Source organism: Erwinia magellanica, assembly GCF_039023495.1.
GTDB lineage: Bacteria > Pseudomonadota > Gammaproteobacteria > Enterobacterales > Enterobacteriaceae > Erwinia.
This window is the reverse complement of record NZ_JBCHVC010000007.1, coordinates 67271-93770: the sequence shown is the minus strand read 5'-3', so window position 1 is coordinate 93770 and position 26500 is coordinate 67271. Positions and strand designations below refer to the sequence as shown.

Sequence of the window (26500 nt, the reverse complement as noted above, 5' to 3'; positions counted from 1 at the left end):
TCAGAGAAAGATGAACGGATTATAGCGGTGCAGAGAGAGGCTTAACAGGCATTCAGTCAAACTCCGTTAAATCAGCGGCTACCTCTGGCGTTTTGCCGACGTCAGCTTAAGATGCAGAACAACCCTGAAACCTGAAAGGAGCTTTATGAAGACGATTTCACTGGCCGCGCTGGCGCTGGCTGCTCTGCTAAGCGGGTGTTCGGCACCGGCCCCTCATTCCGCCTTCAGCCCTACTGCTTGTCCCTCAGGCGAGGCCATGACGCAAACCTCGCTCTATTTTGGTCTGAGCAGGCCTCAGGGAGCGGATATAACTTCTGTAGAGTGGCATTCATTCGTTGATAAAGAGGTTACGCCACGTTTTAAAGAGGGGCTGACGGTGTTTGATGCCAGAGGGCAATGGCTGGAAGGAAGTGGCAAGATAGCACGTGAGAACAGCAAAGTTTTAATGCTGATCCATCCAGGAGGAGAGCCAGCTGAGCAGAATATAGAAGCGTTACGTACGCGCTATAAACAGCAGTTTCAGCAGGAGTCGGTGATGCGGACAGACTCGACCGTTTGCGTCGCGTTCTGAATAAGCCCGGCGTTGCGCCGGGCTGTCAGGTTATAACACCAGTCCGGCAAACGCAGCGGAAAGCAGGCTGACCAGCGTGGAACCGTAGACCAGCTTCAGGCCATACCGTGAAACCACATTGCCCTGCTGTTCGTTCAGACCCTTGATCGCGCCCGCCACAATCCCGATTGAGGCGAAGTTGGCGAAGGAGACCAGGAACACAGAGAGGATCCCTAACCCACGGGGAGTCAGGTCGGCAGCGATTTTCTTCAGCTCAATCATGGCGACAAACTCATTAGCCACCAGTTTGGTTGCCATGATGCTGGCGGCGCGCAGCGCATCCGGGGCGGGAATACCAATCAGCCAGGCAAACGGCCAGAAGAGATAGCCAAGGATCTGCTGAAAACTGATGCCAAACAGGCTGGAGAAGATAGCGTTAACGGCGGCAATCAGGGCGATAAAGCCAATCAGCATCGCCATAATAATCATCGCAACCTTAAAGCCTGCCAGAATATATTCCCCCAGCATTTCAAAGAAGCTCTGATCTTCATGCAGCTTTTCCAGCCTGATCTCCGGTTCATCGCCCGGCACGGTGGGATTAATAATCGACAGGATAATAAAGGTGCTGAACATATTCAGCAGCAGCGCAGCGACAACATAGCGTGGCTCAATCATCGACATATAGGCACCCACAATCGACAGCGAAACCGTAGACATCGCCGCCGCAGCCATGGAGTAGAGGCGGCGCGGAGAGATATCAGCAAGGATACCTTTATAGGCGATAAAGTTTTCGGACTGGCCCAGGATAAGCGTGCTGACGGCATTAAAGGATTCAAGTTTCCCCATGCCGTTTACCTTAGAGAGAAGGGTGCCAACCAGGCGGATAAGCAGGGGCAAAATGCGCAAATGCTGCAAAATGCCGATCAGCGCCGAAATAAAGATGATCGGGCAAAGTACGCCCAGGAAGATAAACGCCAGCCCCTGGCCCGCCATGCCGCCAAACACAAATTCCGATCCCTGCCCGGCAAACTTCAACAGTGTTTCAAAGAAGCCAGACACCGCCGTAACCACGGAGAGGCCGCTGGTTGCATGCAGAAAGAAATAAGCCAGGAGCGCTTCAATCACTACCAGCTGAAAAATGACCCGAGGGCGGATTTTTTTACGATCGTTGCTAAACAGCAACGCCAGGCAAAAGATGACCACAAGGGCCAGAATAAAATGAAGTACGTCAGGCATATCAGCGATGTCCGGCAGAGCAGAGAAAGAAGGCTGCATTTAGCCACAACTCAGGGTTCATTTCATCCTGCCTTGCGCTATCTTGCTGATTTCCTCGCTACATTGCTGACAGCGGCATAAGAAACGCTGGCAGCCGCAGCCGGGCATAGGCATTCGGCGGTGAAATCCGTATAATGCGCAGCCAATCAAGTTTTGCAAGCCGGAGAGAAACCATGCGTCCAGCAGGCCGTAGCGCTCAACAAGTGCGTCCCGTCACCCTGACCCGTCACTACACCAAACATGCTGAAGGCTCAGTTCTGGTTGAATTCGGTGATACTAAGGTTCTTTGCACCGCCACCATTGAAGAGGGCGTACCGCGTTTTCTGAAGGGCCAGGGCCAGGGCTGGGTAACCGCTGAATATGGTATGTTGCCGCGTGCAACCCACAGCCGTAACGCCCGCGAAGCCGCGAAAGGCAAGCAGGGTGGCCGCACGCTGGAAATTCAGCGCCTGATTGCACGCTCGCTGCGTGCCGCGCTGGATTTAAAAGCGCTGGGTGAATTTACCATCACTCTGGACTGCGATGTGTTGCAGGCAGATGGCGGAACCCGTACCGCTTCTATCACCGGTGCCTGCGTGGCGCTGGCCGATGCGCTGAACCATCTGGTGGCGATTGGCAAACTGAAAGCAAACCCGATGAAGGGAATGGTCGCGGCGATTTCCGTTGGTATCGTCAACGGTGAAGCACTCTGCGATCTGGAGTATGTTGAAGACTCAGCTGCTGAGACCGACATGAATGTGGTAATGACCGAAGATGGACGCATGATTGAAGTGCAGGGCACGGCGGAAGGCGAGCCGTTCAGCCACGATGAACTGCTTCAACTGCTGGCGCTGGCACGGGGAGGGATAGACTCCCTGATCCTGGCGCAGAAAGCAGCGTTGAAAGAGTAAATATTTCCAGGCGACCGCAGAGTCGCCTTTTTTATGACAAGCAGAGGATCAAGAGATGAAAGCCTGGCAGCGCCAATTTATCGAATTCGCCATCAACAAGCAGGTGCTGAAGTTTGGTGAGTTCACGCTGAAATCAGGGCGCACCAGCCCTTATTTCTTCAATGCCGGCCTGTTTAATACCGGCCGCGATCTGGCGTTACTGGGGCGTTTTTATGCCCAGGCGCTGGTAGATTCAGGTATCGATTTCGATTTAATCTTCGGCCCGGCCTATAAAGGCATTCCCATTGCGACCACCACCGCCGTGGCGCTGGCCGATCATCATGACCGCGATGTGCCTTACTGTTTCAACCGCAAGGAAGCGAAAGAGCACGGTGAAGGCGGAACCCTGGTCGGCAGCCCGCTACAGGGGCGCATCATGCTGGTGGATGATGTGATCACCGCAGGCACGGCCATCCGCGAGTCGATGGAGATTATTTCTGCGAATAATGCCACGCTGGCTGGCGTGCTGATCTCACTTGACCGTCAGGAGCGTGGGCGTGGTCAGGAGTCTGCGATTCAGGAAGTTGAGCGTGATTATGGCTGTAAGGTGATTTCGATTATCACCCTGAACGATCTGGTAACCTGGCTGGAAGAGAAGCCTGAACTGGCCGATCGTCTGATCACCGTGCAGGCGTACCGCAAAGAGTATGGCATTTAAGCTTGCTGCGGGTCACTCTCTGACCCGCGTTTTACTACACCAGTTGTGAAGCCAGCAACGGCCAGCGAGTCTCAAAATCTACAGTGGGGCGGTAGCGGAATCCTGAGCGCACAAAGCGTGAGAGAAGGCCTTCACAAAAGGCGAGGAGCTGGCTCGCTAAAAGCGCCTCATCAATGCTGAACCCTTCACCTTCCCGCATTTTCTGTTCGCGCAATACCTGGCGAAGCTGCACCTCAATGCGCTCAAACAGCTGATTAATTCTGCCCTGTAAACGATCCTGCTCAAACATCAGGGCATGACCGGTCAGAATGCGCGTTAAACCCGGATTACGCTCACCAAAGCCCAGAATTAACTGGATGATCAGACGCAGACGCGGCAGCGTCTCTTTTTCGTCTTTCAAAATCAGATTGATGCGCGTAATCAGGCTATCTTCAATAAACTCAATCAGGCTGTCGAACATCCTGGTTTTGCTGGGAAAGTGCCGGTAAAGCGCGGCTTCTGATACCCCTACGTTTGCGGCCAGCTTAGCCGTGGTAATGCGCTGACTGCCATCGCTTGATTCCAGCATCTGCGCCAGAGCCTGCAATATTTCTTCGCGACGATTCCTTTTCGCACTCTTTTTCTCTGCCATGTCCTGAAAGACCCCTGAAATATCACCTTGAACGGGCAGATGCCCACGCAACGTCCGCGAACAATGCGTTCGCGGAGGAAAATAAGGATAGGTAAAACGCTATTTATCGGTAAGGTAGCCGTTACTGACGGCCCGAATGACCAAAGCCGCCTTCTCCGCGATCGCTGGTGTCAAACTCTTCAACAAGATTGAATTCAGCCTGAACGACCGGCACAAAGACCATCTGAGCAATACGCTCGCCTGGCTCAATATTGAAGGCTTGCTGGCTGCGGTTCCAGACAGAAACCATTAATTGACCCTGATAGTCAGAATCGATCAAACCCACCAGATTGCCCAGCACCACGCCATGCTTATGGCCAAGACCAGAGCGGGGAAGGAGCACGGCGGCCAGCTGCGGATCGCCAATATGGATGGCCAGGCCGGTAGGAACCAGCGTGGTAGCATTGGGTGCCAGAAGCAGGGCTTCATCCAGGCATGCACGCAGGTCAAGGCCCGCCGATCCTGAGGTGGCATAGGTCGGTAAGGGGAATGCTTTACCGACACGCGCATCCAGAATCTTAACGTCGATTTTTTTCATCATAACGGCTGACTATCTCGTCTAGTAACTGTTGGCCAAGGAGTGACTTATCGCTAAGCGGTAAGGCTTTTTCTCCTTCCTGCCAAAAAAGGTGCAGAGCATTGTTATCGCTGTTGAAACCCTGCCCGGCTTTCGAAACATCGTTAGCGCAGATTAAATCCAGGTTTTTACGTACCCGTTTTTGTTGTGCGTATTCTTCCACATTCTGGGTTTCTGCCGCAAATCCCACCACGTAGGGCCGATTTTCAACAAGGTGACCCACCCCGGCGACAATATCGGGGTTTTTTACCATTTTGAGGGTGACTTCATCACCCTGTTTTTTTATTTTTTCAACGGCAATGTCAGCAGAACGGTAATCCGCAACGGCTGCGGCTGCGATAAAAATATGTTGCTTAGCAATAGCGTTCATCACTGCCTGCTGCATCTCTAACCCGGTGGTCACGTCAATACGTTTCACCCAGGCAGGGGTTGCTAACGTTACCGGCCCGCTGACCAGCGTGACGTTAGCGCCTCGTTTTGCCGCCGCTGCGGCAATGGCGTAACCCATCTTACCTGAGCTGTGGTTGGTAATGAACCGCACGGGGTCAAGCGCCTCGCGGGTTGGGCCAGCCGTGATCATAATATTGAGATGTTTCAGATCGTTGATGGGTGAAGCCCAGGCGACTGCTGCATCTACAATTGCCAGCGGATCTAACATTCTGCCAGGGCCGATATCACCACACGCCTGACTACCGCTGTCGGGTCCCCACAGCATCACGCCTCGTTCCGAGAGCAGCCTTAAATTATGTTGAGTAGGCGCAGCCCGGTACATCTGCTGATTCATCGCGGGCACCACGGCGATGGGCGCAGGCGTTGCCAGACAAATCGTGGTGACCAGATCGTTTGCCATACCCGCCGTCACCCGCGCAATGAGATCGGCGGTAGCTGGCGCCAGGAGCACCAGATCGGCCCATTTTCCTAACTCGATATGGCCCATTGCGGCTTCGGCCGCCGGGTCAAGAAGGTCATCCGAGACGGGATAACCGGACACAGCTTGCAGGCTGAGAGGCGTTATAAAAGCTTTTGCCGCCTCGGTCATGACCACGCGGACTTCCGCCCCGCGGTCACGCAGCCGCCTGACCAGCTCCGGTGCTTTGTAAGCCGCAATGCCTCCGCTGACGCCCAGAACAATGTGTTTGCCGGTTAATCCCATCATGATATTCGCCTTCTCAAAGTCAGACTGGCTATTCGCCGCCACTATGGCGCTATTTTATCATACTCATCCGCTGGTACCTGTCAGCACCACCCTTTCTTTGTGAAACAACTCGCGGAGTCAGGTTGAAGGGGGAGATTAGTACTGTATATAATGCCATGCTTTTGGGGGCGGAGAAAGGAGAGATGCAAATGGAAGCGCATTGGAAAGATGCACCACCCAGAGAAAAATTACTGGCAAGGGGCGCTGCGGATTTGAGCGATGCTGAACTGCTGGCCCTTTTTTTACGCACCGGGTCGGGCGGGTTACATGTGATGGCGCTGGCCCAGCAGCTGCTGGACCATTTCGGTTCGCTCTATCAGTTAATGACGGCAGAAAGGGCAGCGTTTAACGACATCAAAGGCATTGGTCATGCCAAATATGCGCAGCTGAACGCCATAGTCGAGTTAGCCCGGCGCTTTTTTACCTGCACCCATGCGCAGGAAAACCCGGTAGCGGCAAGCACCACTGAGATGCTTTACTATTTTCACAGCCAGCTGGCGCACCGTGAGCGTGAAATTTTTATGGTGGTGTTTTTAAATAACCAGCACCGTATTATTCACTCCTGCGAGATGTTTGCCGGAACGGTGAACTGTGTAGAGGTCCATCCCAGAGAAATTGTGAAGGCAGCATTAAAGCATAACGCCGCCGCGCTTGTTCTGGCACACAACCATCCTTCCGGCAAGGCAAAGCCCAGCAAAGCCGACCATGCGGTAACGCAGCAAATCGTCGCCGCCTGCCAGTTAGTGAATGTTCAGGTGCTGGACCATATCGTTATCGGGCGCGGGGAATCGGTTTCTTTTGCCGAAAGAGGGTGGATATAGCCCACCAGGATTGGCTTTTTGCGACTTTTTACCCCCTCGGGAACGTAATAAATTGTTCAAATGAAGCAATTTTGCACGATCCAAAGGGATCTTTATCTGTTCGGGACTTGAGCACTGGCGGCTCAGGGCGTATACTACGCCACCTTTGAGAATCTCGGGTTTGGCGTATGGGCCTGCTCAGCGGGTTCACATAGAACTCGCCTGGATGGGCTAAGAGCCTGACGAGGCGGCCAAAACCTTATTTTTAAAGCTCGAGCTGATTTGATTTTTGGAGAATAGACATGTCACGAGTCTGCCAAGTAACTGGCAAGCGTCCGGTAACGGGTAACAACCGTTCCCACGCAATGAACGCGACGAAACGCCGTTTCCTGCCGAACCTGCACTCTCACCGTTTTTGGGTTGAGAGCGAAAAGCGCTTCGTTACACTGCGCGTCACTGCCAAAGGCATGCGCGTAATTGATAAAAAGGGTATTGAGACGGTTCTGGCCGATCTGCGTACCCGCGGTGAGAAGTACTAAGGTAAGGAACTGAAACATGGCTAAAGGTATTCGTGAGAAGATCAAGCTGGTTTCTTCTGCTGGTACAGGTCACTTCTATACCACCACGAAGAACAAACGTACTAAGCCGGAAAAACTGGAACTGAAGAAATTCGATCCAGTTGTCCGCCAGCACGTGATCTATAAAGAAGCTAAAATCAAGTAATTGATTTCAGTGGATGAAAAACCCGGCTCCGGCCGGGTTTTTTGTTTTTACAGGAAAAGGTTTTTTAACGGGAGACGAGAAGATGCCGGAATTACCTGAAGTTGAAACCAGCCGCCGTGGCATTGAGCCTCATCTGGTGGGCGCGACTATTCTTCATGCTATCGTCCGAAATGATCGCCTGCGTTGGCCGGTCTCCCATGAAATTCACAGCCTCAGCGATCAACCCGTGCTTAGCGTACAGCGCCGGGCAAAGTATCTGCTGATTGAACTGCCTCACGGCTGGATAATTATCCATCTCGGTATGTCAGGAAGCCTGCGGGTGCTGCCGGAAGAGCTGCCTCCAGCGAAACATGACCACGTTGATCTGGTGATGAGTAACGGCAAGATATTACGTTACACCGACCCCAGACGTTTCGGTGCCTGGCTGTGGAGCACGGATCTCGCGGCCAGTAATGTACTGGCGCATCTCGGGCCTGAACCGCTCAGCGAGGCCTTCTCGGCAGAGTATCTTTTTGAGAAGTCGCGCAACAAGCGGACACCGGTAAAGCCCTGGCTGATGGATAACAAACTGGTGGTTGGTGTTGGCAATATCTATGCCAGCGAATCCCTGTTTGCCGCCGGGATCCTGCCCGATCGTCCGGCCATGGCCTTAACGCAGGCGGAAGCGGAACTGCTGGTAAATACCATCAAGGCGGTATTGTTACGCTCTATTGAGCAGGGCGGGACAACGCTACGTGACTTCCTGCAAACCGACGGGAAACCCGGCTATTTTGCGCAAGAGCTACAGGTCTATGGACGAGCAGGCGAACCCTGCCGGGTCTGTTCAACGCCGGTTAAAAGCGCCAGACATGCCCAGCGCAGCACCTTTTACTGTCCGGTCTGCCAGAAATAGCTCTCTGCTGGCGTTAAAGCTTCGCCAGTAAGGCTGTATGTACCACCTGTGGCAGGAAGGCGCTGACATCACCCTGATGGCGCGCCACTTCCTTCACCAGTGAAGAGGAGATAAACGAATATTTTCCGGAAGGCATCAGGAAGACGCTTTCAAGCTCTGGCAGTAAATGGCGGTTCATCTGAGCCAGCTGCATCTCATATTCAAAGTCAGAGACGGCTCTTAGCCCCCGAATCAGCACGTTGGCCTGCCTGTCGCGGGCAAAATTGGCCATCAGATCGCTGAAACCCAGCACCTCAACATTGGGAATGTGGGCAACCACCTCTTTCGCCAGCGCTACGCGCTCTTCAAGGGAGAACATCGGTTTTTTGCTGGGGCTGGCAGCCACAGCCAGAACGATGTGATCGAACATCAATGCTGCACGCGTGACGATATCCAGATGGCCGTTAGTCATCGGGTCGAAGGTGCCGGGATAGATCGCTTTGGTGTTCATAGGCCGCCTTTACCGGAAGCATGAGAGTGGTTCAGCGCCCAGAGCGCTGCATACTTATTAAAGGTGTACTGCGCATTGACCACCGCCAGAAGCCAGCCCTGCTTACCGTCAAGAAAGCCTGCCCTCAGCACCAGCGTTTTGAAAAACGCGCCCAATGTATGCGCGAAAATAGAGAATATGCCACAACGTTTTCCCTGATGATGGCGCTGTTTAGCCCAGGCCTCAGCATAGGCAAACTGTTTCCACTGAAAAGCGGAAAAGTCGCGGCAGGTCAGATGAAGAAGGTCTCCTTTCAGCGGCGTAACCGTCGCGCCTCCGGTTTCCAGCGATTCATGAACCTGATGGTCGTTGTACTGATAGCTGGAGGGATAAAGGCGGGTGACGCGGTCAGGATACCAGCCGCTGTGGCGCATAAAACGGCCGAGGAAGAGATTGCGCCGCCCCAGGCTGTATACAGTGGCTGAAGCAGGACGCGCCAGAACGGCCTCAACAGAGGCACGCAGTTGGGGCGTCACACGCTCATCGGTATCGATCATCAAAATCATGGAATGAGTGGCGTAACTTTGCGCCAGCTGACGCTGTCTGCCGTAGCCATGCCACTCGGTAGAGTGGAAGACCTTAGCGCCGTGCCGTGCTGCGACCTGCGGCGTGCCGTCACTGCTGCCTGAGTCCAGCAGGATAATTTCATCGGCCCAGCTTACGGACTCCAGGCACTCTGGCAAAAGGTCGGCCGCGTTTTTGGCGATCAGCACCACCGATAAGGGCTGAGAAGACATTAGTGATTCCGCTGTGGCAGATGAGGTTCGAGTAACTGTAGCAGACGTTGCAGCGCCCCCTGATTCTGATGAAGCACTTCTACAGCATGACGGCCGTAATAGAGACGGTAATCTTCGTCAGTCAGCAGGGTGCCAATCTCTTTATCCAGCGAGTCGGCATCCGTAACGGTAATTAATCCGTCCGCCTGCGACAGCTTGGCACAGATATCTTTGAAGTTGAACGTATGCGGCCCCATCAGGACAGGGATGGCATGCGCGGCAGCTTCCAGAGGATTATGCCCCCCTCGCTCAACCAGGCTGCCTCCCACAAAGGCCAGATCGGCAATCCCGTACAGTAACATCAGTTCGCCCATCGTATCGCCAATCACCACCTGCGTGCTGCCGGAAGGGATCTCGCCGGTGCTGCGCAGGGTGTAACTCAACCCCGCTTTCTGCGTCATTTCACGGGCTGTAGAGAACCGTTCCGGGTGACGAGGTACCAGAATAAGCAGCAGACTTGGGAAGCGAGCCAGCAGTTTACGGTGCGCTTCCAGAATAATGCTCTCTTCACCCTCATGCGTGCTGGTGGCAATCCATACGGGACGGCGGGGCGCCCACTGACGGCGCAGCGTGATAGCGCGGGCGGCCAGCTCAGGTGTAACAGAGATATCGAACTTCAGGCTACCGGTTACGGTGAGCTGGGAACGCTTCAGGCCAAGGCTGATAAAGCGCTCACCATCTTCCTGATTTTGGGCTGCAATAAGCGTAATGCGTTGCAGCAACTGCTGCATAAACTTCCCAAGCTTTTTGTAGCCTTTGGCCGAACGCGCCGACAAACGGGCATTGGCAATCACCAGCGGGATTTTCCGCTGATGCAGCAGCGCAATCATATTCGGCCAAAGCTCGGTTTCCATAATGATCACCAGACGCGGGTTCACATTATCCAGAAAACGGTTCATTGAGCCTGGCAGATCGTAGGGCAGATAAACATGGTGCACATCTTTGCCAAAGGCCGAAGCGGCACGCTCTGATCCTGTCGGCGTCATGGTCGTGACGGTGATAGGCATAGCCGGATAACGATGGCGTAACGCTCTTACCAGCGGCACCGCAGCCAGCGTCTCGCCCACGGAAACAGAGTGCAGCAAAATACCGTCTGGTTTGACTTTGCCTGCACAATAGCCATAGCGCTCTGCCCAGCGTTTGCGGTAGGCGGGAGCCTTCCGGCCGCGGAGCCAGAGTCTGAGCCAAATCAGAGGCTGAATGAGATAGAGCAGAACGGTATAAAGTGTTGTCATCACAATGTTTATTAAGTGCGGAGACTTGCGCCAAAAATGCCGAAACAATAGGGCATGTTAGCAGATAAGTCCTCCGCGCTCACACTTCTTATCGGGGCTGCTGTAACACTTGTTGATACAGCGCATGAAGTTGGCTGGCAAGCTGCTGGGGCGTACAGGGCAGAACGCGTTGACGGGCAAGGTCGCCCATTCTGCTGTCCATGGTGCGGAGCGGAATGGCATCTGCCGCCGCCGTCAGCGCGGGAATATCCAGCGCGTCACAGACAAATCCCTGTTCCCCCTGCACAATGAATTCCGCGCCGCCACAGGTGAAGCTGGTGATCACCGGCAGGCCGCAGGCCATCGCTTCCAGAATCACGTTCGGGAAAGGATCGTACAACGTCGGCAACAGCAGGCCATCCGCCGCATGATAAAAGGGGATAACGTTGTTCTGTACGCCAACAAAGTGTATGCGGCTTTCGCATCCCAGGCTTCGCGCCAGCTCAGCATAGTGCGACTGTTGCTTATCCTGACCCACCACCAACAGGTGAGCATCGGTAGCGGCAACGGCAGTAATACTGGCTTTCAGCCCCTTACGTTCAAAACCAGAGCCGACATAAATCATTACCCTGGCGTTAGTGGGAAGATTGAGTTTTTCTCGGGATTGCTGACGCTCTGCGGCCGTTGCGGGCTGAAAGCGTTGTGCATCAATGGCGTTATAGATAACCGCGAATTTCTCTTCCGGTACCTGAAAGCAGCGCATGATGTCATTTTTCACCATCAGCGAATTACAGATAATTTTCTTCAGTGAGTCAGAGCGGAACATCTCCTCTTCTGCCGCCATCACATAGCGATGATAACCGCTGAAATGGGTAAGCAGGCGCTGAAAAGAAGGAACAATGCGTGCACGCTGCTCCAGCCAGACGCGATGAACACCATCGCCTGCCCGGAAAATATCGCATCCCGCAATGCGCTCATGGCTTTGAACAATATCAAAATTCTCGCGCTGCCAGCAGGCGCGAGCCGCCTCCGCGAAGCCACGTTCACGGGAAATTCGCCCCCATTTTTTGGGGTTACAGATGTGCAGATGCCAGTCTGGTTTTGGCTCACCCTGCCAGCTACGGGTGATGATGTTCAGTTCCAGCCGCTCATCATCCAGCGCTTCAAGCGCGCGTGAGATAAACCGCTCGGCGCCACCGTCGGGGCGATATTTCTGGCGCACAATAGCCAGTCGTATCTTACTCATCCAGATAGCTCCTTGCGGCTTTTACCACCTCTTCCAGTGGGATAGCGGAGAGATAACGCGTCGTTGTTTTGGTATCAATACTGTCCGGTGAAGGCAGCGGCGCATAGTCTCCGGCCCAGATCACCTTGTTATTTTCGCCCCAGGGACGCCACTGTTTGAGCTTGGTCGGGCCGAATAACGCAATACAGGGCGTATTCAGTGCCGCAGCCATATGCATCGGGGCCGAATCCACGCCGATAAACAGGCGGGCATGGTCTATCAGGGCAGCCAGCTGTGTCAGCGTCAGCTGACCCGCCAGAGAGATAACCCGACGGTTTTGGCATAATGAGAGAATGTGATCGATCATCGCCTGCTCTTTTTTATCGGGCGCGGCGGTCAGCACAATATCATGCTCATCTGAGGCGAGACGGTCTGTCAGCGCGGCCATTTTGTCATCTTCCCAACACTTGAAGATCCAGCGTGAGGTAGGTTGCACGACAATATAGGGTCTGGGTAAAGTTTGGCACTCTGCAAGCTTTGCCTGGGTGATATGCCAGTCATTCTCGCTGTAATGCATGGCAGCCGGAATACCCTCAATGGGGATATTCAGCGGCTTGAGCGCCGTAAGATTCTGCTCCGCCGTATGCAGGCTTCCATGCTGTGCCGTTGAGACGCGATGGGGATGCGCCAGCCGCCAGAGAATATTTTTGCGCTTGTTAAAATCAAACCCAATTCGCACGTTGGCACCGGAAAGCAGGGTAAGGATGGCGCTTCGCCATTGATCGGCAAGGTTAATGACCAGATCGTAATGGCAGCGGCGCACGGCTTTTACCAGCGCTACTTCATGCCGGATGTGTGGCCACACGCCCTCTTTTTTCCAGCCCCGGTCAATAAAATGAATATGACGAACGTCGGGGTGAGCCTCCAGCATTGGTCGGGTTTCTTTATACAAAAGAACATCGATGCTGGCCTGCGGATAGTGCTGACGAAGAGCATGTATCACCGGCGTGGTGAGCAGCATGTCGCCGTGATGGCGCAGCTTTATCAGCAGTATGTTCTTAGGCGTAAACACAGAAGGCGTTTGAAGAGTAGCCATACTCAGAAGGTCTCGAAGTAAAGTGGACCGATTGTAAGGGAAACCCTGGTAAGGGGAAAGTGAGTAAGCTCAACCATTAAGCTTTCCGCCAGCGATAAATACGACCCAGCCAAAGCAGTAGCTGATACCACTGACGGACGCCACGCGCGTTGCGCATCATTCTGCGCGGCGTTTTGCTGTTAATCAGATCGGCGATCATCGCCTGCCGCGCGTCAGCATCAGGTTCACGGCGGATGGAATGGCACACCGTCAGCGCTTCTTTCGTCACCTGCCGGTAGATGGAGGGAGCAATCTTCACTCTGTTTTTGTAGCGAAGGTTAATCTCGTCCAGCATCCGGGCAATTTTAAGGTAATGACGCTGATACTCAACGTTACGCATGCCGGTGCGTTTCTGATTGCTGATCGATTGATCGTGAACATAATAGCGGTACATCACCTCGTCGGTATAACGTACCCGCCGGGCGTTCAGCATCAGCTCAGTTGTCCAGGGGATATCCTGATGATGCAGGCCAGGCTCAAACAGTAGGTTGAGTTCTTCAATCAGTGCCCGCCGGTAGATGCCCAGCCAGACCACATGCAGATAACGATTTGTGGCCAGCGCTTTGCCCAGCCATTCGGCGCCGCTCAGCACCGGCGTGGATTGCAGACGGTCGGTAGGGATTAACGGTTTTGCATTATCACCGCCCCAGAATACGCGCTCGGCGTTGCACTGTGCCACATCCAGATCGTCCGTCCGGGCCATGGCCATCAGCTTGCTGTAGATCTCCGGATAGAGCTTGTCGTCGGCATCGGGGAAGGTGACATACTGGCCTTTAGCGACCGCCAGACCAGCATTACGGGCACGGGATACGCCGCCATTCTGCTGGTCGATGACCTGAATATGGGCATGCTCAGCGGCATAACGATGCGCCATCGCGGCAGACTCATCCGTTGAGCCATCATTAACAATGATGATTTCCAGAGATTGCAGCGTCTGTGACAGTAACGAGGCCATAAATGGCTCGAAGCTTGTCCCGGCGTTGTACATGGGAATAATCACGCTCAGCTCAGGGGCTGAGGCTTCAGGATGCTGCATCATACTCAGGGTAAAGTCTCTTGAACCAATTGAGGCTTACGCGTACAGATAAAATTATAAATATCATCCAGCTTGCGATCATCCAGCTCAAAAAGCTGTTCAGCGGAATGATGAAATTTGTACAGCGCATGAAAAACAAAAGAGGTGGGCGCAATATGATTAGGGCCGATCAGTAACACATCGCCCAGTGGACGCTGTTCTTCCACGCAGCAAGGGCCATAGATCAAAATAACCGGCACATTCTGCGAGTCGGCTATGTAAACATTGCCGGAATCTGACGCCACATAAAAATCCATCTGGCTGATGGCATAAGGTAATCCCTCCAGGGAGACCTTGCCGATCAGGTTGACCAGATTATCGCGCTCACCTGTCACCTTATTGAGCTCATTTAAGCGGGTAAGTTCATTCGGCGCGCCAAAAACATAGAACTGGCAAGGGAGTTCGCTCAGGCGGTCAAACAATCTTTTCCAGATAACAGGCGGAATGGTCTTGGCCTGATTGCCGGCGGAGATACTGATGCCGATTTTGATTTTATCGGTTATGAATAGCTCTTCCGGCGTATCAGCAGGCTTCAGCAGAGGCTGCGTGGCGTGCTTAGGGTAACTCTCCTTAGTCAGCGAACGGTCCGCCAGCTTCAGATAGTTCTCCAGCGTTAAGGTCGTTTTCTCATGTTCGACGATGCCGGTGGCAGTCAGATAAAACAGACCCTGATACCACTTGCGGCGATACATAGACAAAAACTGTTTATTGGTAGCATTACAGCAGGCGGCATAAAAAAGATTGGTATTGTTAGGGTGCAGCAGATAAACATTGTCATAGCGGTTCATTAATCTGAACGCTAATTTCAGTTTGTTCAATGTGCTGGTTTTGTGATCCTCGACGTAGAAGATCTCCTCAATAAAGGCGTCATTGCGGGCCAGCGGCGCTACAGCACGGCTTAGCAAAGCGTCACTCTGCTTAAGGTGATGAAGAAGCGGCGTGATATTGACGAAATCGCCAATTTTAGCTGTCTGAATAACTAAGTTACGCGTGCCTTTCCGGTGCATAAGCTTCATCAGAAGCTTGATGGGCAAGATCAGCAAAAATAACAACACATAATTCACGCTCTCTTCTCCCTGAGCTGGCGTTTCGCTGCGCGGTTTCCCGGCAGAAACAGCGGGATCGGGCATGATGATTCGTTTATCAAAGAGCTCAGATATCCGTTCCTGTAGGTGAGCGTTATCATGGGCTAAAAACCTTAGGCATTAAGTAAAAAAATGGGTTCGGGCTGTCAGTTTCACTGACAGACGGCTTATTCTACCCCTGTAATAGCTGGTTATGCAGACGACCTGTGTTAATTAACTTTAATTAAATCAAGGTACTGTTTGCATATTGCTTCAATACTGTAAGCGTTAACATCGGGTGTGCACATCTCTGGTGGATGCAGATACACCTCTTTCATTGCGGCTGCCAGCGAATCTTCATTCAGTTCTGCCAGCCCGCGGGAAAGCTCGCCGGTGAGAATAGTGACCGGGCCACCAGGGCACCTGGTGCTGACCACTGGCGTATGGCAAATCAGCGCTTCTACTAACACATTGCCAAACCCTTCACTGTCTGAGCTGACAACCAAAAGTTTGGCGTGCCGGATATAGGGGTAAGGGTTGTCAACGAAGCCTTTAAAGATCACCTTGTCGCTGATATTTAATTCCGTCGCCAGCCTCTTTATCGCTGTGGTTACCTCTGGTCTGCCCTGGCCTATCAGCACCAGGGGCACTTCCAGCCCGCTTTTAGCATAAGCGCGAAGCAGCCTGTCATGGCGTTTAGTTGGATGAAAACGGCCCACATGGATAACGTACTCCTGGCCCTCCAGGCTGCAAGGCTCCAGGGATAAAGATTCGATGGCTGCAAAATCGAAGGGATTATAAATGACCTTTTCACGCTTTGGCTTCACATTAAAGGCTTGCTTAAGATCCTTTATCACATAGTGCGAGACGCCAATAATGTTCCGCTGCTGATAAATATTGCGCGTTTTGACTTTTTTCAGCCAGAGCGAAAACCCTGTGCGTCGGGCCAGATAGGAGGCGGAGAAAACGCCGTGCAGACAGTACCAGGTCCGCTCCGGGTTAAGGTGAGGGCAGCGGCGGACAATTCTGTCGGTTTTGTGCAAATGTGAGACGATCAGGTCATAAGGCCCACCGCTCTGTTCGGCAAGGGTAATGTGCTTATCCAACTGGACAGCCCGACGGTGTAGTTCGGTCAGTTTCCGCCAGGGTTTTTTGCACTTATCCTGTATCACATGATAATCGAGACCGGCCGGAAGCGGGTATTCGCACACGGCCCGTAATGAGAATAACGAAACCCGATGTCCGCGCTCAATCAGCCCTTTGGCAAGCGTCAATACCACTTTCTCTGCTCCGCCACCAGGCAAGCCATCAATGATCATCAAAATGCGCTTGGACAATTTTTTACCCTTAAACAGAAAACGTGCGTCGGGCGCTATGCCGCCTCGGGTCGCGTAAAATCAACTCACCTGCGAAAATCAGGGCGCTGAAATGCGCTAACTTATTGTGCTGTTTCTATTAGCTGCGGTTATCTTAGAAAATTAACTGCAAGAGTGCCATAGCTGAATCAGCCTCTGCCCCCTGCGGTAAATCTCTTTGCGTCTCACAGGCCTGCTGCGTAACATAGCCCCGAGCCTATCAGGAGCCTGCACCCGGCATGAACAAACCAGCATTCTTAATCACCATTGATACGGAAGGTGACAACCTTTGGCGTAATCGTACCGGAAAGGTTACGACTAAAAATGCGGATTTTCTCGCGCGATTCCAGCAACTTTGCGAAAAATATGCCTTTAAGCCCACCTGGCTGACCAATTATGAGATGGCTGTTGATCCGGTCTATCAGGCATTTGCCCGCGACGTGATTGCTCGTCGTCAGGGAGAGGTGGGCATGCATCTTCATGCCTGGTACAGCCCGCCGGACTATCAACTCACCGACGATGACTGGCAGTTTCAACCCTATCTGATCGAATACCCGGTTGAGGAGATGCGCAGGAAGATTGCGTATATGACGCAGCTGCTGGAAGAGACGTTCCAGACCAAAATGGTGAGTCACCGCGCCGGCCGCTGGGCCTTTAATGAGCACTACGCTAAGTTGCTGATTGAATTCGGCTACAAAGTGGACTGCTCCGTCACGCCGCGCGTGAACTGGCAGTTTTCACCGGGCGCCCCTCAAGGCAAAGGCGGAACAAATTATACCCATTTCCCTGACCACGCCTATTTCCTTAATACGGAGGATATTTCCCGTGAAGGAGATTCGCCGCTGCTCGAAGTCCCTATGACCATCCAGTACAAGCACTCGGGCTTGATGAACAGCCTGAAACAGGGCTATGACCGGCTCAGGGGCAAGCAGCGGTCGCCTTCAGTTCACTGGCTTCGTCCGGTTGGAGGCAACGTGCAGCAAATGATCGGGGTGGCGGAAAAAACGCTGGCAGGCGGAGCGGACTATGTTGAATTTATGCTTCACTCTTCCGAATTTATGCCTGACGGCAGCCCGACGTTTAAAAATGAAGCGGATATCGATCGCCTCTACAGCGATCTTGAGCAGCTGTTTAGCTGGTTGCAGAGCCGCACGATCGGCATGACGCTGGCAGACTATGCGGCACACGTTAAGGGAGTACGATAAAAGTGCAATTTTTTAAGTTAGTGACCCGAAAAAAAAACGAAATGCTACGAGCATTAAAACTCAAAATTTTACTCTCAAGCTATATTTTAAAATCGGAGGAAAGGAATCTCATAAAAGAAAGGGTAAAGCACGTTCTTATTCTTAGATTAGATGATAAGGTCGGGGATATGATTGTAGCGACAGGTCTAATCAAGGCGTTCCATGAGAATAATATAAAGGTTTCTGTACTGACTGGTTCGGTCTGTCATGAGTTGCTATCTTCGTCTCCACTGATTCATAAATGTTATCTTTATAAACGTCGAGGTAAGTTAATTGAACTTGATGAGGAGGGAATTGATTTAGTTATCGATTTTGATGACGTTGTTACCTTTGAAAGATGTAAATTAATTAGTCGATTTAGTTATGCTCATGTCATTGGATTCAATAAAGATAATTTCCCAATGTATCATACCTCTTTGACTCAGCTTGATGAAAATAGCCATATTACTGAGAGGCATAAACTGGTTATCAGGACTCTCCAGTTGACATCAGAAAAATATACTTATTTTCTGCCTGAATGTCTTGATGCAAAAGAAAAGGTTTCCAATGTATTGCATGGTTCAACTTATTCTCGTTTTATTGCTATAAACCCTTTAACTGGTTCTGATGATAAAGATTTTTCAATTGAACAAACTCAGTTTATCGTAAATCATATAAAAAAATATGATGAGAAAATTTTATTAATATTGGTAGGTCAGCCCTCGAAATTATTTTCTATGGGGATAAAAAATGTAGTGATGATACCTGATAGTACCATAAGCGTCGCAGTAGAAATTATACGTCGTTGCGATGCTGTTATTTCTCCAGATACCTCAATAATTCATATGGCCAATGCTTTCAATAAACCACTATTGGCAATATACAATAAAAGAAAGCTGAAAGACACGGGCCTTGTCGGATATAATTTGTGGTCGCCAAATTACCCTAATGCAAATCAAGTTGTTTTCGAAGAGAGAAATATTAATGAGGTCCCAATATCTAGTATCATTTCTCTGATCGATAAAATTCTGGAACCTCATACTTCGGTCAAAAATGATATTGAACCAATTTTAACCTTATCTTAAATTGTTGCTTGCCGTTTCCCTACCAGGCCAAATGCTAAAGGAAACCAGAATAGATACCAATATTCCGTTGGGTTACTGATAACAAACAAGCCCTGGGATAGGTAAAATATCATCATGAAAAGGAATAAGCAAAGTTCAAGTCTCATTCCTTCTTTTGCTGCTCTCATCAAAGAGTTTAGGCCATGAGCTAACATCAATAGAAGTAATAATAATCCTACAGCACCTCCCTTGAGCAAAGCTCCAAAATATACGCTATGAGTCGTTCTTATATGTTCACCTGAATAGTTTGTAAACTCCAGATGATAATCAAAACCATGTCCGAAGATTGGCATATTATAAACTAACCCTAGAGTGTGAGACCAGATACTTAATCGCAAGAAAATTTGAGTTGAAAGTTCTCCAAACCGGTGAATAATTTTCCCCCCAAGTGCTGAGTATAATAATCCTGCAATTAGCATAATTATAATAGCGACTGATAAAAATGCATGCTTCCGGGTCATTTTCCTGAAAGGGATAGTTATAAGAAGGGGAACAAGCAAAGCAATAACAGGTCCACGACTTTGTGATATGATCAGAACCGTTAAAAATACCGGTATGGATAGCAATACTATTTTATTTGCCTTATCCCTAAAGGCTATTAAACTTAGCAAAATACCTATAGCTGCATAACCTGAAATGTCGATAACGTTTTCTGGCCCAGGAAAATTATGAGATACTCTTCTCATTTGAGAAATCGAGTGGTATTCAAAAACCAGGCAATAAAGGGAAAGGCAGAACAGACCAGCTAAGCATGCATAGATAAGTATCATGCGATTACCGCTTTCCAAAACTGACACCATCATTCCTAAAAACATAATAATATAAAAAGAATGTGTTAATGAAGATTCTATATTTATTGGGTTTGAGCCCCATAGATTGCTTACTGCGAAGTAAAGCAGAAATATAGCAACAAAAATAAAACCTCTTTTCCTGTTATTATTAATGTAAAAAATACGTCTGGTTTCAGGGGCTATAATAAGAGTTATAATAAAAAGTATTATAGATGCATGAAGTAAATTATTTACTTTGGTGTAGCCGCAAAATATAGCGCTAAAAAATAAAAATGAAGTAAATAAAACAAACCTGAGCTTTTCTACTTTATAAGTATTTTTAATGAATTTCATTATGGCTTACCTTTTTAAATATATCGTCTTCAATAGCACTGGACATAGAGAGGTTAAATACATTGACATTCCTGTTCTTCATTACCTGACTGGCATGACGAAATGAGGGGATGATAATATCATTTAGCTTTTGCGAGAGCATACTAGGGAGCTTTTCTGATGACGTTTCATAAAATCTTGGCTGATCAAAATTATTCATATCAAGCCCAATGATATAAATTCTTTCAAACCCAAGGAAAAGCAGCATCTGAAGTGCCCAATAAACCACAGTACCGGCATCAAAAATTCCATATCTGATATCGGTATTAAACCCTCTACTTTTCCCATCAAAAAAAATAGCGTCATTACTCGAATGAATAGTGCAAAGCTTGCTATCTTCAATCTTAGGTTCATATATTTTACAAGAAATATCTTCAATAATTGAAAGTCGACATTTTATATTATTTAGGGAAAACTTTTCGATAATACGTACGATGCCGTGAGCTGTAGTAAATAAAATTAATTTTTCATTTTTTATTATTTCGTGGATGATATTGGTGCGATTATCGATAAATCCCATATCAACAATAAGATAGAAAGAGAATTTTACTTTTCCATTTAAAACGTAGGCACCATTTACGCCAATGGTTGGCATCTCCGGCAAAGTTTCAAAAGGAACATCATTGACGGATGGGCCGGTCGCTGCCAACAAAATTTTACCAGTAAAGGAATTTTTTAGCTCTGATAAGGGTACCAACGTAACTCGTTTATTCTTATAACTGAAATGGCTGATTTCTCCCGTTGGGGCTCTGGATATTTTCACATACGGCCATAAATTTTCGTTATGGCGAAAAGCTCGAGGGTGAGTATAACGATATATCTGCTTAAATAACGTGCTCATTTTTTTATGAAATTTCCTTCAGCAACTTCATGACTTGTCCAGGAGTGATATCCGCCATATTATTCCCCTGTTCAGGGCGCAGCACGCTCTGGTTTTTGCCGTAACCGCCTATCAGCCCTGGGTCAGTTGGGCCATAAAGCGTAATATTTGGGCGGTCCAGCGCGGCGGTGAGATGGCTCAGGCCGGTATCCACCGATACCACGGCTGTTGCGCCTGCCAGCGTCCGGGCCACCTGCTCCAGGCTCAGCTTGGGCAGCACCTCAACAAAATCGAAGCCCTCTGCCAGCCTGATGGCTCGCTGGTGCTCATGTTCAGCACCCCAGGGCAGCTTGATCTTCACTCCACTCTCTGCCAGCAGGCCAGCCAGCTCACGCCAGTGGCTTTCCGGCCAGTGCTTGGCATCGCGGGTAGTGGCATGCAGAAAAACAAGATATCTGCCTGCGTCCGCTGGCGGTTCGCTCTGGAAATGTTGCGCAATAGCGTAGTCACCTTCGCTTTCGGGCAGAGGGTATCCCAGGCTTTTTGCAAAGAGTTCGCGCGTACGCTGCACAGCATGCTGCTTTTTGCTGATGTCATGACGTTTATCGTACCACCAGCTGGCAAAAGGCTCTCTGGCGCTGCGGCTGTCCTGCCCGTGCTTTTCGCCTTTGGCGATGCGGGTAACCAGCGCGGCGCTTTTGATCAGGCCCTGAGCATCGATCACCAGATCATACTGGGTCGACTGCACTTCGCGTTTAAACAGAAAACGCTCCTCCCGGACTTCACTGCCAAACCAGTGCTTACGCCAGCGGCGGATAGCGACAGGAATAACCTTTGCCACTGCGGGATGCCAGGCGGGGATCTGTGCAAATCCCTCTTCAACTACCCAGTCGAAACGGATGCCGGGAATAGCCTTCATCGCATCGGTCAGCGCAGGCAGCGTGTGTAGCACATCACCCATTGATGACGTTTTAACAATCAGGACGTGCATGGTTTCTCCTGGCCTTCACCCAGCAGGGTGTTCAGCTCGGCAATCACGCGCTCAGGTTTAATATCAATCAGGCTCTGATGGTAGCCCTCTTCTGCCTCACCTTTACGCACCTTGTGATAACCGGTAATCAGGCGGATAACGCGCGCTTTGTCCGACAGCGGTGGCGTAAAGTCGGGGCTGCTGGGGCCATACAGCGCCACAAGCGGGCGGTTCAGCGCCGCAGCGATATGCATCAGGCCAGAATCATTACTGACCACGGCGCGGCAGTGCGCCAGCAGGATAACAGCCTGCTCCAGCTGCGTTTCCCCCGCCAGATTACGACACTGTGCGCGTGACTCTGGGTGCAGACTTTGCAGGATCTGTTCGCCCGTCTCTTTGTCCTTAGCTGAACCGAACAGGGCAATCTGATAGCCATTGTCGATCAGCTGTTGCGCCAGAGCGGCATAGTGATAATGCGGCCAGCGTTTTGCGGGGCCGAATTCTGCTCCGGGACAGAAACCGATAACGGGCCGTTGATCGGACAAACCGAACGTTTCCGCGACGGTCAGCTTCTCTTCTTCTGTAACCTGTAATTTTGGCCACAGCAGTGGCTGAGGAAGCTCTGCTGCGCGGGTAAAACGCTGCTTGTCATAAGCGAGCGCCACATAGCGCTCCACCATCAGCGGCCAGGCGGCTTTATCCAGCACACGCACGTCGTTCAGCAGGCCGTAGCGCATCTCGCCCCGCCAGCCCGTGCGCGTTTTGATATCGGCAAAAAAGGGCACCAGCGCAGACTTAAAGGAGTTCGGCAGAACATAAGCCCTGTCGTACCCTTTACTGCGCAGCGCCTTGCCCAAACGCCGCCGTTCGCCCAACTGTAGCGCGCCGTGCCCAAGCGGCATCGCCAGCGCCTCATTGACTTCAGGCATACGTGACAGCAGGGGACGGCACCACGCGGGCGCCATCACATCAATCACGGCGTCAGGTTCTGCGGCCTTCAGCGTGCGATAGAGACTTTGCGACATCATCATATCGCCAACCCAGGAGGGGCCGATTACCAGAATTTTCATTGCCGTGTCCCGTTACGCGTTACGGTTCAGCCATGCCATATATTCCGCTACGCCTTCTGCTACCGTTTTGAACGGTTTGTCATAGCCGGCGGCACGGAGTTTGGTCTGATCGGCCAGGGTATAAGCCTGATAACGGCCTTTGAGTTTCTCCGGGAAAGGAATGTATTCAATTTCCCCTTTCTGGTGGAAGTTGAGGGCGGCATCAGCCACTTCCTGGAAGGATTCCGCACGACCTGTACCGCAGTTAAAGATGCCGGAAACGTTGTTTTCCCAGAACCACAGGTTAACGGCGGCGACATCCTCAACGTAGATAAAGTCGCGCTTGAAGTTGTCGCTGCCTTCAAACAGCTTCGGGTTCTCGCCGTTATTCAACTGGGTGTTGAGATGGAAAGCCACGCTCGCCATGCTGCCTTTATGCCCTTCACGGGGGCCATAGACGTTGAAGTAACGGAAACCACATACCTGCGAACCCGCCTCGGGCAGGATCTGACGCACATAGTGGTCAAACAGCATTTTGGAGTAGCCGTAAACGTTCAGCGGCTCTTCATACTGACGCTCTTCGATAAAATTGTCGTTACGGCCGCCGTAGGTGGCAGCAGAAGAGGCGTACAGGAACGGGATTTCGTGTTCCAGGCAGTAGTGCAGCAGCTCTTTGGAGTACTGATAGTTGTTATCCATCATGTACTTGCCATCCCACTCGGTGGTGGATGAACAGGCGCCTTCGTGGAAGACAGCTTCAACGTCGCCGAAATCCTCATCCGCCAGGATGCTGATCAGGAAATCTTCTTTGTCCATGTAATCGGCGATATCTAAATCCACCAGATTGGCAAATTTGGTGCCGTCTTTCAAGTTGTCGACCACCAGTATGTCGGTATGGCCTTTGTCATTCAGCGCTTTGATGATGTTGCTGCCGATAAATCCTGCGCCGCCGGTGACGATAATCATGAGCATTAACCTTTAAAGATGAGGGTGAAACGGGAGGTTCCACACGCTAATGCCTCTTATCATAACATCTCATCTGGTAGCAGGCAGCCAGATGACTCCGTAACGGAATGTAATTCGCAAAAAAGCGCGTTAATTATGCTGCGATAATCACACTACACGATCTGTATCCTCGTCCCTTTCCGTTCCCTTCAGTAAGATATTCCGCTATTCAGCCTGTCCCGGAGTATGAAAATGTCATTGCCATTTTATCAGCAGCTTACGCAACAACTGCGCGAGGTTGAAGAGGAAGGATTGTTCAAGACAGAGCGCCTGATTACTTCTGCTCAGCAGGCCGATATTGCCCTTCAGGGCGGAGGCCATGCGATCAATTTCTGCGCCAATAACTACCTTGGCCTGGCTAACCACCCGGCGCTGATCGCCGCCGCAAAAGAGGGCATGGAGAGCCACGGTTTTGGTATGGCGTCGGTACGGTTTATCTGCGGTACGCAGGATAGCCACAAGCTGCTGGAACAGAAGCTGGCAGAGTTTCTTCATATGGAAGATGCCATTCTCTATTCTTCCTGCTTTGATGCCAACGGCGGCCTGTTCGAAACGCTGCTGGGCGCGGAGGATGCTGTGATTTCCGATGCGCTGAATCATGCCTCGATTATTGATGGCGTCAGGCTTTGCAAAGCAAAGCGCTATCGCTATGCCAACAACGATATGGCTGAGCTTGAGGCAAAACTGCAAGAGGCCAGAGCGGCGGGCGCAAGGCACATCATGATCGCTACCGATGGTGTGTTCTCGATGGATGGCGTCATTGCCAATCTCAGAGGGATTTGCGATCTGGCGGACCGCTATGAAGCGCTGGTGATGGTGGATGATTCGCATGCCGTGGGATTTGTCGGCGCGGGTGGTCGCGGCACTCATGAGTATTGTGAAGTGATGGGGCGGGTCGACATCATCACCGGTACGCTGGGTAAAGCGCTTGGCGGTGCATCCGGCGGCTACACGGCAGGAAAAAAGGAGGTGATTGAATGGCTTCGTCAGCGGTCGCGGCCCTATCTTTTCTCCAACTCGCTGGCACCGGCTATCGTCGCGGCGTCGCTGCGCGTTTTAGATATGCTGACTGAGGGAGACGGCCTGCGTCAGCGGCTGTGGGAAAACGTGACCTTCTTCCGCACTGAGATGAGCAAAGCGGGCTTTACCCTGGCCGGAGCCGATCACGCCATTATCCCGGTGATGCTGGGTGATGCGCGGGTCGCACAGGAATTTTCCCGCCTGCTCCAGCAGGAAGGCATATTTGTGACGGGTTTCTTCTATCCGGTGGTGCCAAAAAATCAGGCGCGTATCCGCACACAGATTTCTGCGGGCCACAGCCACGAACAGCTGGTGCATGCGATCGATGCGTTCACCCGAATCGGTAAACAACTTGGCGTGATCGCCTGACAGGAGCTGTAATGAAAGCGTTAGCAAAATTGCGGGCGGAAGAGGGGATTTGGCTGATCCATGATGCGCCGATCCCGGAACCGGGTCATAACGATCTGCTGATTAAAATCCGTAAAACGGCTATCTGTGGCACAGACGTGCATATTTACAACTGGGATGAGTGGTCGCAGAAAACCATTCCCGTACCGATGATCACCGGGCATGAATATGTCGGTGAGGTCGTGGGTATTGGCCAGGAAGTAAAAGGGTTTTCGCTGGGGGATCGCGTATCGGGAGAGGGGCATATCACCTGCGGACATTGCCGGAACTGCCGTGCGGGAAGGACACATCTTTGCCGCAACAGCGTGGGCGTTGGCGTCAATCGTCAGGGATGCTTTGCGGAGTACCTGGTGATCCCGGCGTTTAATGCATTCCGCATCCCGGACAATATTTCCGATGAGCTGGCGGCGATATTTGATCCCTTTGGCAACGCCGTCCACACCGCTTTATCTTTCGATTTAGTGGGCGAGGATGTACTTATCTCCGGTGCCGGGCCGATTGGGATTATGGCCGCAGCCATCTGCCGTCACGTGGGGGCCAGGCATGTGGTGATTACCGACATTAACGATTATCGCCTCGATCTGGCCCGTAAGGCGGGGGTGACGCGGGCAGTGAACGTCAGCCGTGAGGATCTGGATGGGGTCATACGGGAGCTGGGGATGACGGAAGGGTTCGACGTTGGGCTGGAGATGTCGGGCGCGCCAGCCGCCTTTCGCAGCCTGCTCAGCGTAATGAATCACGGTGGACGAATTGCGCTGCTGGGGATTCCGCCTTCAGAGATGTCTATTGACTGGAATCAGGTCATCTTCAAGGGGCTGTTTATCAAGGGTATTTATGGCCGGGAAATGTTCGAAACCTGGTATAAAATGGCGGCGCTGATCCAGTCAGGGTTGGATATCACGCCAATCATTACCCATCGTTACGGGATTGATGATTTTCAGGCTGGCTTTGACAGGATGCGTTCAGGGCAGTCGGGTAAGGTTATCCTCGACTGGACCTAGAGCGTCAGAGCCGGTGTGAAAACCGACCCTGCACAGCTGATAACAGGGCCAGCATGGAGGCCAGCCCTGGTGCAT

At 51.4% G+C, this 26500-nt stretch carries 28 protein-coding genes; 11 read left to right on the top strand and 17 right to left on the bottom strand.

The window, feature by feature from the left end:
- The first annotated feature begins 145 nt into the window (after positions 1-145).
- On the top strand, positions 146-571 hold the full coding sequence (locus tag AAH450_RS19835) for a DUF3574 domain-containing protein (RefSeq protein ID WP_342911741.1): 426 nt from the start codon (positions 146-148) through the stop codon (positions 569-571).
- Positions 572-601: 30 nt separating this feature from the next.
- On the opposite strand, the gene AAH450_RS19830 is transcribed toward AAH450_RS19835, so the two are convergent.
- Complete coding sequence (locus AAH450_RS19830; protein ID WP_342911740.1) at positions 602-1786, bottom strand: NupC/NupG family nucleoside CNT transporter; 1185 nt, start codon at positions 1784-1786, stop codon at positions 602-604.
- A 212-nt stretch (positions 1787-1998) separates the two neighbouring features.
- Here AAH450_RS19830 and rph point away from each other — a divergent pair, with 212 nt between their 5' ends.
- The gene (gene rph / locus AAH450_RS19825) at positions 1999-2715 is read left to right on the top strand and encodes a ribonuclease PH (protein ID WP_306209133.1); all 717 of its coding nucleotides are present in this window, start codon (positions 1999-2001) and stop codon (positions 2713-2715) included.
- A gap of 55 nt (positions 2716-2770) precedes the next feature.
- On the top strand, positions 2771-3412 hold the full coding sequence (pyrE, locus tag AAH450_RS19820) for an orotate phosphoribosyltransferase (protein WP_342911739.1): 642 nt from the start codon (positions 2771-2773) through the stop codon (positions 3410-3412).
- A 34-nt stretch (positions 3413-3446) separates the two neighbouring features.
- Here the strand turns inward: pyrE and slmA are convergent, their stop codons facing one another.
- The 3 genes from slmA to coaBC form a co-directional block, all read right to left on the bottom strand.
- Entirely contained in the window at positions 3447-4043 is a 597-nt protein-coding gene (gene slmA, locus AAH450_RS19815; protein WP_318791824.1) for a nucleoid occlusion factor SlmA, read from the bottom strand.
- Between the two features lie 121 nt (positions 4044-4164).
- The gene (gene dut, locus AAH450_RS19810; protein ID WP_342911738.1) at positions 4165-4623 is read right to left on the bottom strand and encodes a dUTP diphosphatase; all 459 of its coding nucleotides are present in this window, start codon (positions 4621-4623) and stop codon (positions 4165-4167) included.
- The gene (coaBC, locus tag AAH450_RS19805) at positions 4601-5812 is read right to left on the bottom strand and encodes a bifunctional phosphopantothenoylcysteine decarboxylase/phosphopantothenate--cysteine ligase CoaBC (RefSeq protein WP_342911773.1); all 1212 of its coding nucleotides are present in this window, start codon (positions 5810-5812) and stop codon (positions 4601-4603) included. The genes dut and coaBC overlap by 23 nt, the downstream gene beginning before the upstream one ends.
- Before the next feature lie 191 nt (positions 5813-6003).
- Here coaBC and radC point away from each other — a divergent pair, with 191 nt between their 5' ends.
- The 4 genes from radC to mutM all read left to right on the top strand — a co-directional run bounded on the left by radC (position 6004) and on the right by mutM (position 8269).
- Complete coding sequence (gene radC / locus AAH450_RS19800; RefSeq protein ID WP_342911737.1) at positions 6004-6675, top strand: RadC family protein; 672 nt, start codon at positions 6004-6006, stop codon at positions 6673-6675.
- A gap of 281 nt (positions 6676-6956) precedes the next feature.
- Entirely contained in the window at positions 6957-7193 is a 237-nt protein-coding gene (rpmB, locus tag AAH450_RS19795; protein WP_034888493.1) for a 50S ribosomal protein L28, read from the top strand.
- Between the two features lie 16 nt (positions 7194-7209).
- Complete coding sequence (gene rpmG / locus AAH450_RS19790; RefSeq protein ID WP_001051798.1) at positions 7210-7377, top strand: 50S ribosomal protein L33; 168 nt, start codon at positions 7210-7212, stop codon at positions 7375-7377.
- Positions 7378-7459: 82 nt separating this feature from the next.
- Positions 7460-8269, top strand: coding sequence for a bifunctional DNA-formamidopyrimidine glycosylase/DNA-(apurinic or apyrimidinic site) lyase (gene mutM, locus AAH450_RS19785; RefSeq protein WP_342911736.1), 810 nt, complete (start codon positions 7460-7462; stop codon positions 8267-8269).
- 13 nt (positions 8270-8282) lie between these two features.
- Here mutM and coaD read toward each other — a convergent pair whose 3' ends face one another.
- The 8 genes from coaD to AAH450_RS19745 all read right to left on the bottom strand — a co-directional run bounded on the left by coaD (position 8283) and on the right by AAH450_RS19745 (position 16624).
- The gene (coaD, locus tag AAH450_RS19780; RefSeq protein WP_342911735.1) at positions 8283-8759 is read right to left on the bottom strand and encodes a pantetheine-phosphate adenylyltransferase; all 477 of its coding nucleotides are present in this window, start codon (positions 8757-8759) and stop codon (positions 8283-8285) included.
- A complete protein-coding gene (locus AAH450_RS19775) occupies positions 8756-9535 on the bottom strand; it encodes a glycosyltransferase family 2 protein (protein WP_342911734.1) in 780 nt (259 codons plus the stop codon). The genes coaD and AAH450_RS19775 overlap by 4 nt, the downstream gene beginning before the upstream one ends.
- Complete coding sequence (gene waaA, locus AAH450_RS19770; protein WP_342911733.1) at positions 9535-10809, bottom strand: lipid IV(A) 3-deoxy-D-manno-octulosonic acid transferase; 1275 nt, start codon at positions 10807-10809, stop codon at positions 9535-9537. Before waaA ends, AAH450_RS19775 begins: the two co-directional genes overlap by 1 nt.
- A gap of 88 nt (positions 10810-10897) precedes the next feature.
- Positions 10898-12034, bottom strand: coding sequence for a glycosyltransferase family 4 protein (locus tag AAH450_RS19765; RefSeq protein WP_342911732.1), 1137 nt, complete (start codon positions 12032-12034; stop codon positions 10898-10900).
- A complete protein-coding gene (rfaQ, locus tag AAH450_RS19760; RefSeq protein WP_342911731.1) occupies positions 12027-13109 on the bottom strand; it encodes a putative lipopolysaccharide heptosyltransferase III in 1083 nt (360 codons plus the stop codon). The genes AAH450_RS19765 and rfaQ overlap by 8 nt, the downstream gene beginning before the upstream one ends.
- 76 nt (positions 13110-13185) lie before the next feature.
- On the bottom strand, positions 13186-14187 hold the full coding sequence (locus tag AAH450_RS19755) for a glycosyltransferase (protein ID WP_463322749.1): 1002 nt from the start codon (positions 14185-14187) through the stop codon (positions 13186-13188).
- A 2-nt stretch (positions 14188-14189) separates the two neighbouring features.
- Entirely contained in the window at positions 14190-15287 is a 1098-nt protein-coding gene (locus AAH450_RS19750) for a glycosyltransferase family 9 protein (RefSeq protein ID WP_342911771.1), read from the bottom strand.
- 230 nt (positions 15288-15517) lie between these two features.
- Entirely contained in the window at positions 15518-16624 is a 1107-nt protein-coding gene (locus AAH450_RS19745; protein WP_342911730.1) for a glycosyltransferase, read from the bottom strand.
- Between the two features lie 257 nt (positions 16625-16881).
- Here AAH450_RS19745 and AAH450_RS19740 point away from each other — a divergent pair, with 257 nt between their 5' ends.
- Complete coding sequence (locus AAH450_RS19740; protein ID WP_342911729.1) at positions 16882-17847, top strand: polysaccharide deacetylase family protein; 966 nt, start codon at positions 16882-16884, stop codon at positions 17845-17847.
- A gap of 2 nt (positions 17848-17849) precedes the next feature.
- Entirely contained in the window at positions 17850-18950 is a 1101-nt protein-coding gene (locus AAH450_RS19735; protein WP_342911728.1) for a glycosyltransferase family 9 protein, read from the top strand.
- Here AAH450_RS19735 and AAH450_RS19730 read toward each other — a convergent pair.
- Genes AAH450_RS19730 through rfaD form a run of 5 tightly spaced genes read right to left on the bottom strand, consistent with a single transcriptional unit; the run spans position 18947 to position 23957 of the window.
- Positions 18947-20113, bottom strand: a complete 1167-nt coding sequence (locus AAH450_RS19730; RefSeq protein ID WP_342911727.1) for an O-antigen ligase family protein — start codon at positions 20111-20113, stop codon at positions 18947-18949. The genes AAH450_RS19735 and AAH450_RS19730 overlap by 4 nt on opposite strands.
- On the bottom strand, positions 20100-20993 hold the full coding sequence (locus AAH450_RS19725; RefSeq protein ID WP_342911726.1) for a sugar glycosyltransferase: 894 nt from the start codon (positions 20991-20993) through the stop codon (positions 20100-20102). The genes AAH450_RS19730 and AAH450_RS19725 overlap by 14 nt, the downstream gene beginning before the upstream one ends.
- Before the next feature lie 4 nt (positions 20994-20997).
- Positions 20998-21963 (bottom strand): lipopolysaccharide heptosyltransferase RfaC, encoded by a 966-nt coding sequence (rfaC, locus tag AAH450_RS19720; protein WP_342911725.1) that lies wholly within the window; start codon positions 21961-21963, stop codon positions 20998-21000.
- Positions 21951-23012, bottom strand: a complete 1062-nt coding sequence (gene rfaF / locus AAH450_RS19715) for an ADP-heptose--LPS heptosyltransferase RfaF (protein WP_342911724.1) — start codon at positions 23010-23012, stop codon at positions 21951-21953. The genes rfaC and rfaF overlap by 13 nt, the downstream gene beginning before the upstream one ends.
- Before the next feature lie 12 nt (positions 23013-23024).
- Complete coding sequence (gene rfaD / locus AAH450_RS19710; RefSeq protein ID WP_342911723.1) at positions 23025-23957, bottom strand: ADP-glyceromanno-heptose 6-epimerase; 933 nt, start codon at positions 23955-23957, stop codon at positions 23025-23027.
- Between the two features lie 231 nt (positions 23958-24188).
- Here rfaD and AAH450_RS19705 point away from each other — a divergent pair, with 231 nt between their 5' ends.
- Positions 24189-25385 (top strand): glycine C-acetyltransferase, encoded by a 1197-nt coding sequence (locus AAH450_RS19705; RefSeq protein ID WP_342911722.1) that lies wholly within the window; start codon positions 24189-24191, stop codon positions 25383-25385.
- A gap of 11 nt (positions 25386-25396) precedes the next feature.
- On the top strand, positions 25397-26425 hold the full coding sequence (tdh, locus tag AAH450_RS19700) for an L-threonine 3-dehydrogenase (protein ID WP_342911721.1): 1029 nt from the start codon (positions 25397-25399) through the stop codon (positions 26423-26425).
- The last annotated feature ends 75 nt before the right edge of the window (positions 26426-26500 follow it).

What these genes read in the sequence shown, in the direction of transcription:
- mutM (WP_342911736.1), top strand. Translation starts at nt 7,460, where the DNA reads ATGCCGGAATTACCTGAAGTTGAAACCAGCCGCCGTGGCATTGAGCCT.
- AAH450_RS19705 (WP_342911722.1), top strand. Translation starts at nt 24,189, where the DNA reads ATGTCATTGCCATTTTATCAGCAGCTTACGCAACAACTGCGCGAGGTT.
- AAH450_RS19765 (WP_342911732.1), bottom strand. Translation starts at nt 12,034, where the DNA reads ATGAGTAAGATACGACTGGCTATTGTGCGCCAGAAATATCGCCCCGAC.
- rfaF (WP_342911724.1), bottom strand. Translation starts at nt 23,012, where the DNA reads ATGAAAATTCTGGTAATCGGCCCCTCCTGGGTTGGCGATATGATGATG.
- rpmB (WP_034888493.1), top strand. Translation starts at nt 6,957, where the DNA reads ATGTCACGAGTCTGCCAAGTAACTGGCAAGCGTCCGGTAACGGGTAAC.
- AAH450_RS19725 (WP_342911726.1), bottom strand. Translation starts at nt 20,993, where the DNA reads ATGAGCACGTTATTTAAGCAGATATATCGTTATACTCACCCTCGAGCT.
- AAH450_RS19755 (WP_463322749.1), bottom strand. Translation starts at nt 14,187, where the DNA reads ATGATGCAGCATCCTGAAGCCTCAGCCCCTGAGCTGAGCGTGATTATT.
- AAH450_RS19830 (WP_342911740.1), bottom strand. Translation starts at nt 1,786, where the DNA reads ATGCCTGACGTACTTCATTTTATTCTGGCCCTTGTGGTCATCTTTTGC.
- rfaD (WP_342911723.1), bottom strand. Translation starts at nt 23,957, where the DNA reads ATGATTATCGTCACCGGCGGCGCAGGATTTATCGGCAGCAACATCATC.
- AAH450_RS19740 (WP_342911729.1), top strand. Translation starts at nt 16,882, where the DNA reads ATGAACAAACCAGCATTCTTAATCACCATTGATACGGAAGGTGACAAC.
- AAH450_RS19835 (WP_342911741.1), top strand. Translation starts at nt 146, where the DNA reads ATGAAGACGATTTCACTGGCCGCGCTGGCGCTGGCTGCTCTGCTAAGC.
- coaBC (WP_342911773.1), bottom strand. Translation starts at nt 5,812, where the DNA reads ATGGGATTAACCGGCAAACACATTGTTCTGGGCGTCAGCGGAGGCATT.
- rph (WP_306209133.1), top strand. Translation starts at nt 1,999, where the DNA reads ATGCGTCCAGCAGGCCGTAGCGCTCAACAAGTGCGTCCCGTCACCCTG.
- AAH450_RS19775 (WP_342911734.1), bottom strand. Translation starts at nt 9,535, where the DNA reads ATGTCTTCTCAGCCCTTATCGGTGGTGCTGATCGCCAAAAACGCGGCC.
- rfaC (WP_342911725.1), bottom strand. Translation starts at nt 21,963, where the DNA reads ATGCACGTCCTGATTGTTAAAACGTCATCAATGGGTGATGTGCTACAC.
- dut (WP_342911738.1), bottom strand. Translation starts at nt 4,623, where the DNA reads ATGATGAAAAAAATCGACGTTAAGATTCTGGATGCGCGTGTCGGTAAA.
- waaA (WP_342911733.1), bottom strand. Translation starts at nt 10,809, where the DNA reads ATGACAACACTTTATACCGTTCTGCTCTATCTCATTCAGCCTCTGATT.
- tdh (WP_342911721.1), top strand. Translation starts at nt 25,397, where the DNA reads ATGAAAGCGTTAGCAAAATTGCGGGCGGAAGAGGGGATTTGGCTGATC.
- slmA (WP_318791824.1), bottom strand. Translation starts at nt 4,043, where the DNA reads ATGGCAGAGAAAAAGAGTGCGAAAAGGAATCGTCGCGAAGAAATATTG.
- pyrE (WP_342911739.1), top strand. Translation starts at nt 2,771, where the DNA reads ATGAAAGCCTGGCAGCGCCAATTTATCGAATTCGCCATCAACAAGCAG.
- coaD (WP_342911735.1), bottom strand. Translation starts at nt 8,759, where the DNA reads ATGAACACCAAAGCGATCTATCCCGGCACCTTCGACCCGATGACTAAC.
- rpmG (WP_001051798.1), top strand. Translation starts at nt 7,210, where the DNA reads ATGGCTAAAGGTATTCGTGAGAAGATCAAGCTGGTTTCTTCTGCTGGT.
- rfaQ (WP_342911731.1), bottom strand. Translation starts at nt 13,109, where the DNA reads ATGGCTACTCTTCAAACGCCTTCTGTGTTTACGCCTAAGAACATACTG.
- radC (WP_342911737.1), top strand. Translation starts at nt 6,004, where the DNA reads ATGGAAGCGCATTGGAAAGATGCACCACCCAGAGAAAAATTACTGGCA.
- AAH450_RS19730 (WP_342911727.1), bottom strand. Translation starts at nt 20,113, where the DNA reads ATGAAATTCATTAAAAATACTTATAAAGTAGAAAAGCTCAGGTTTGTT.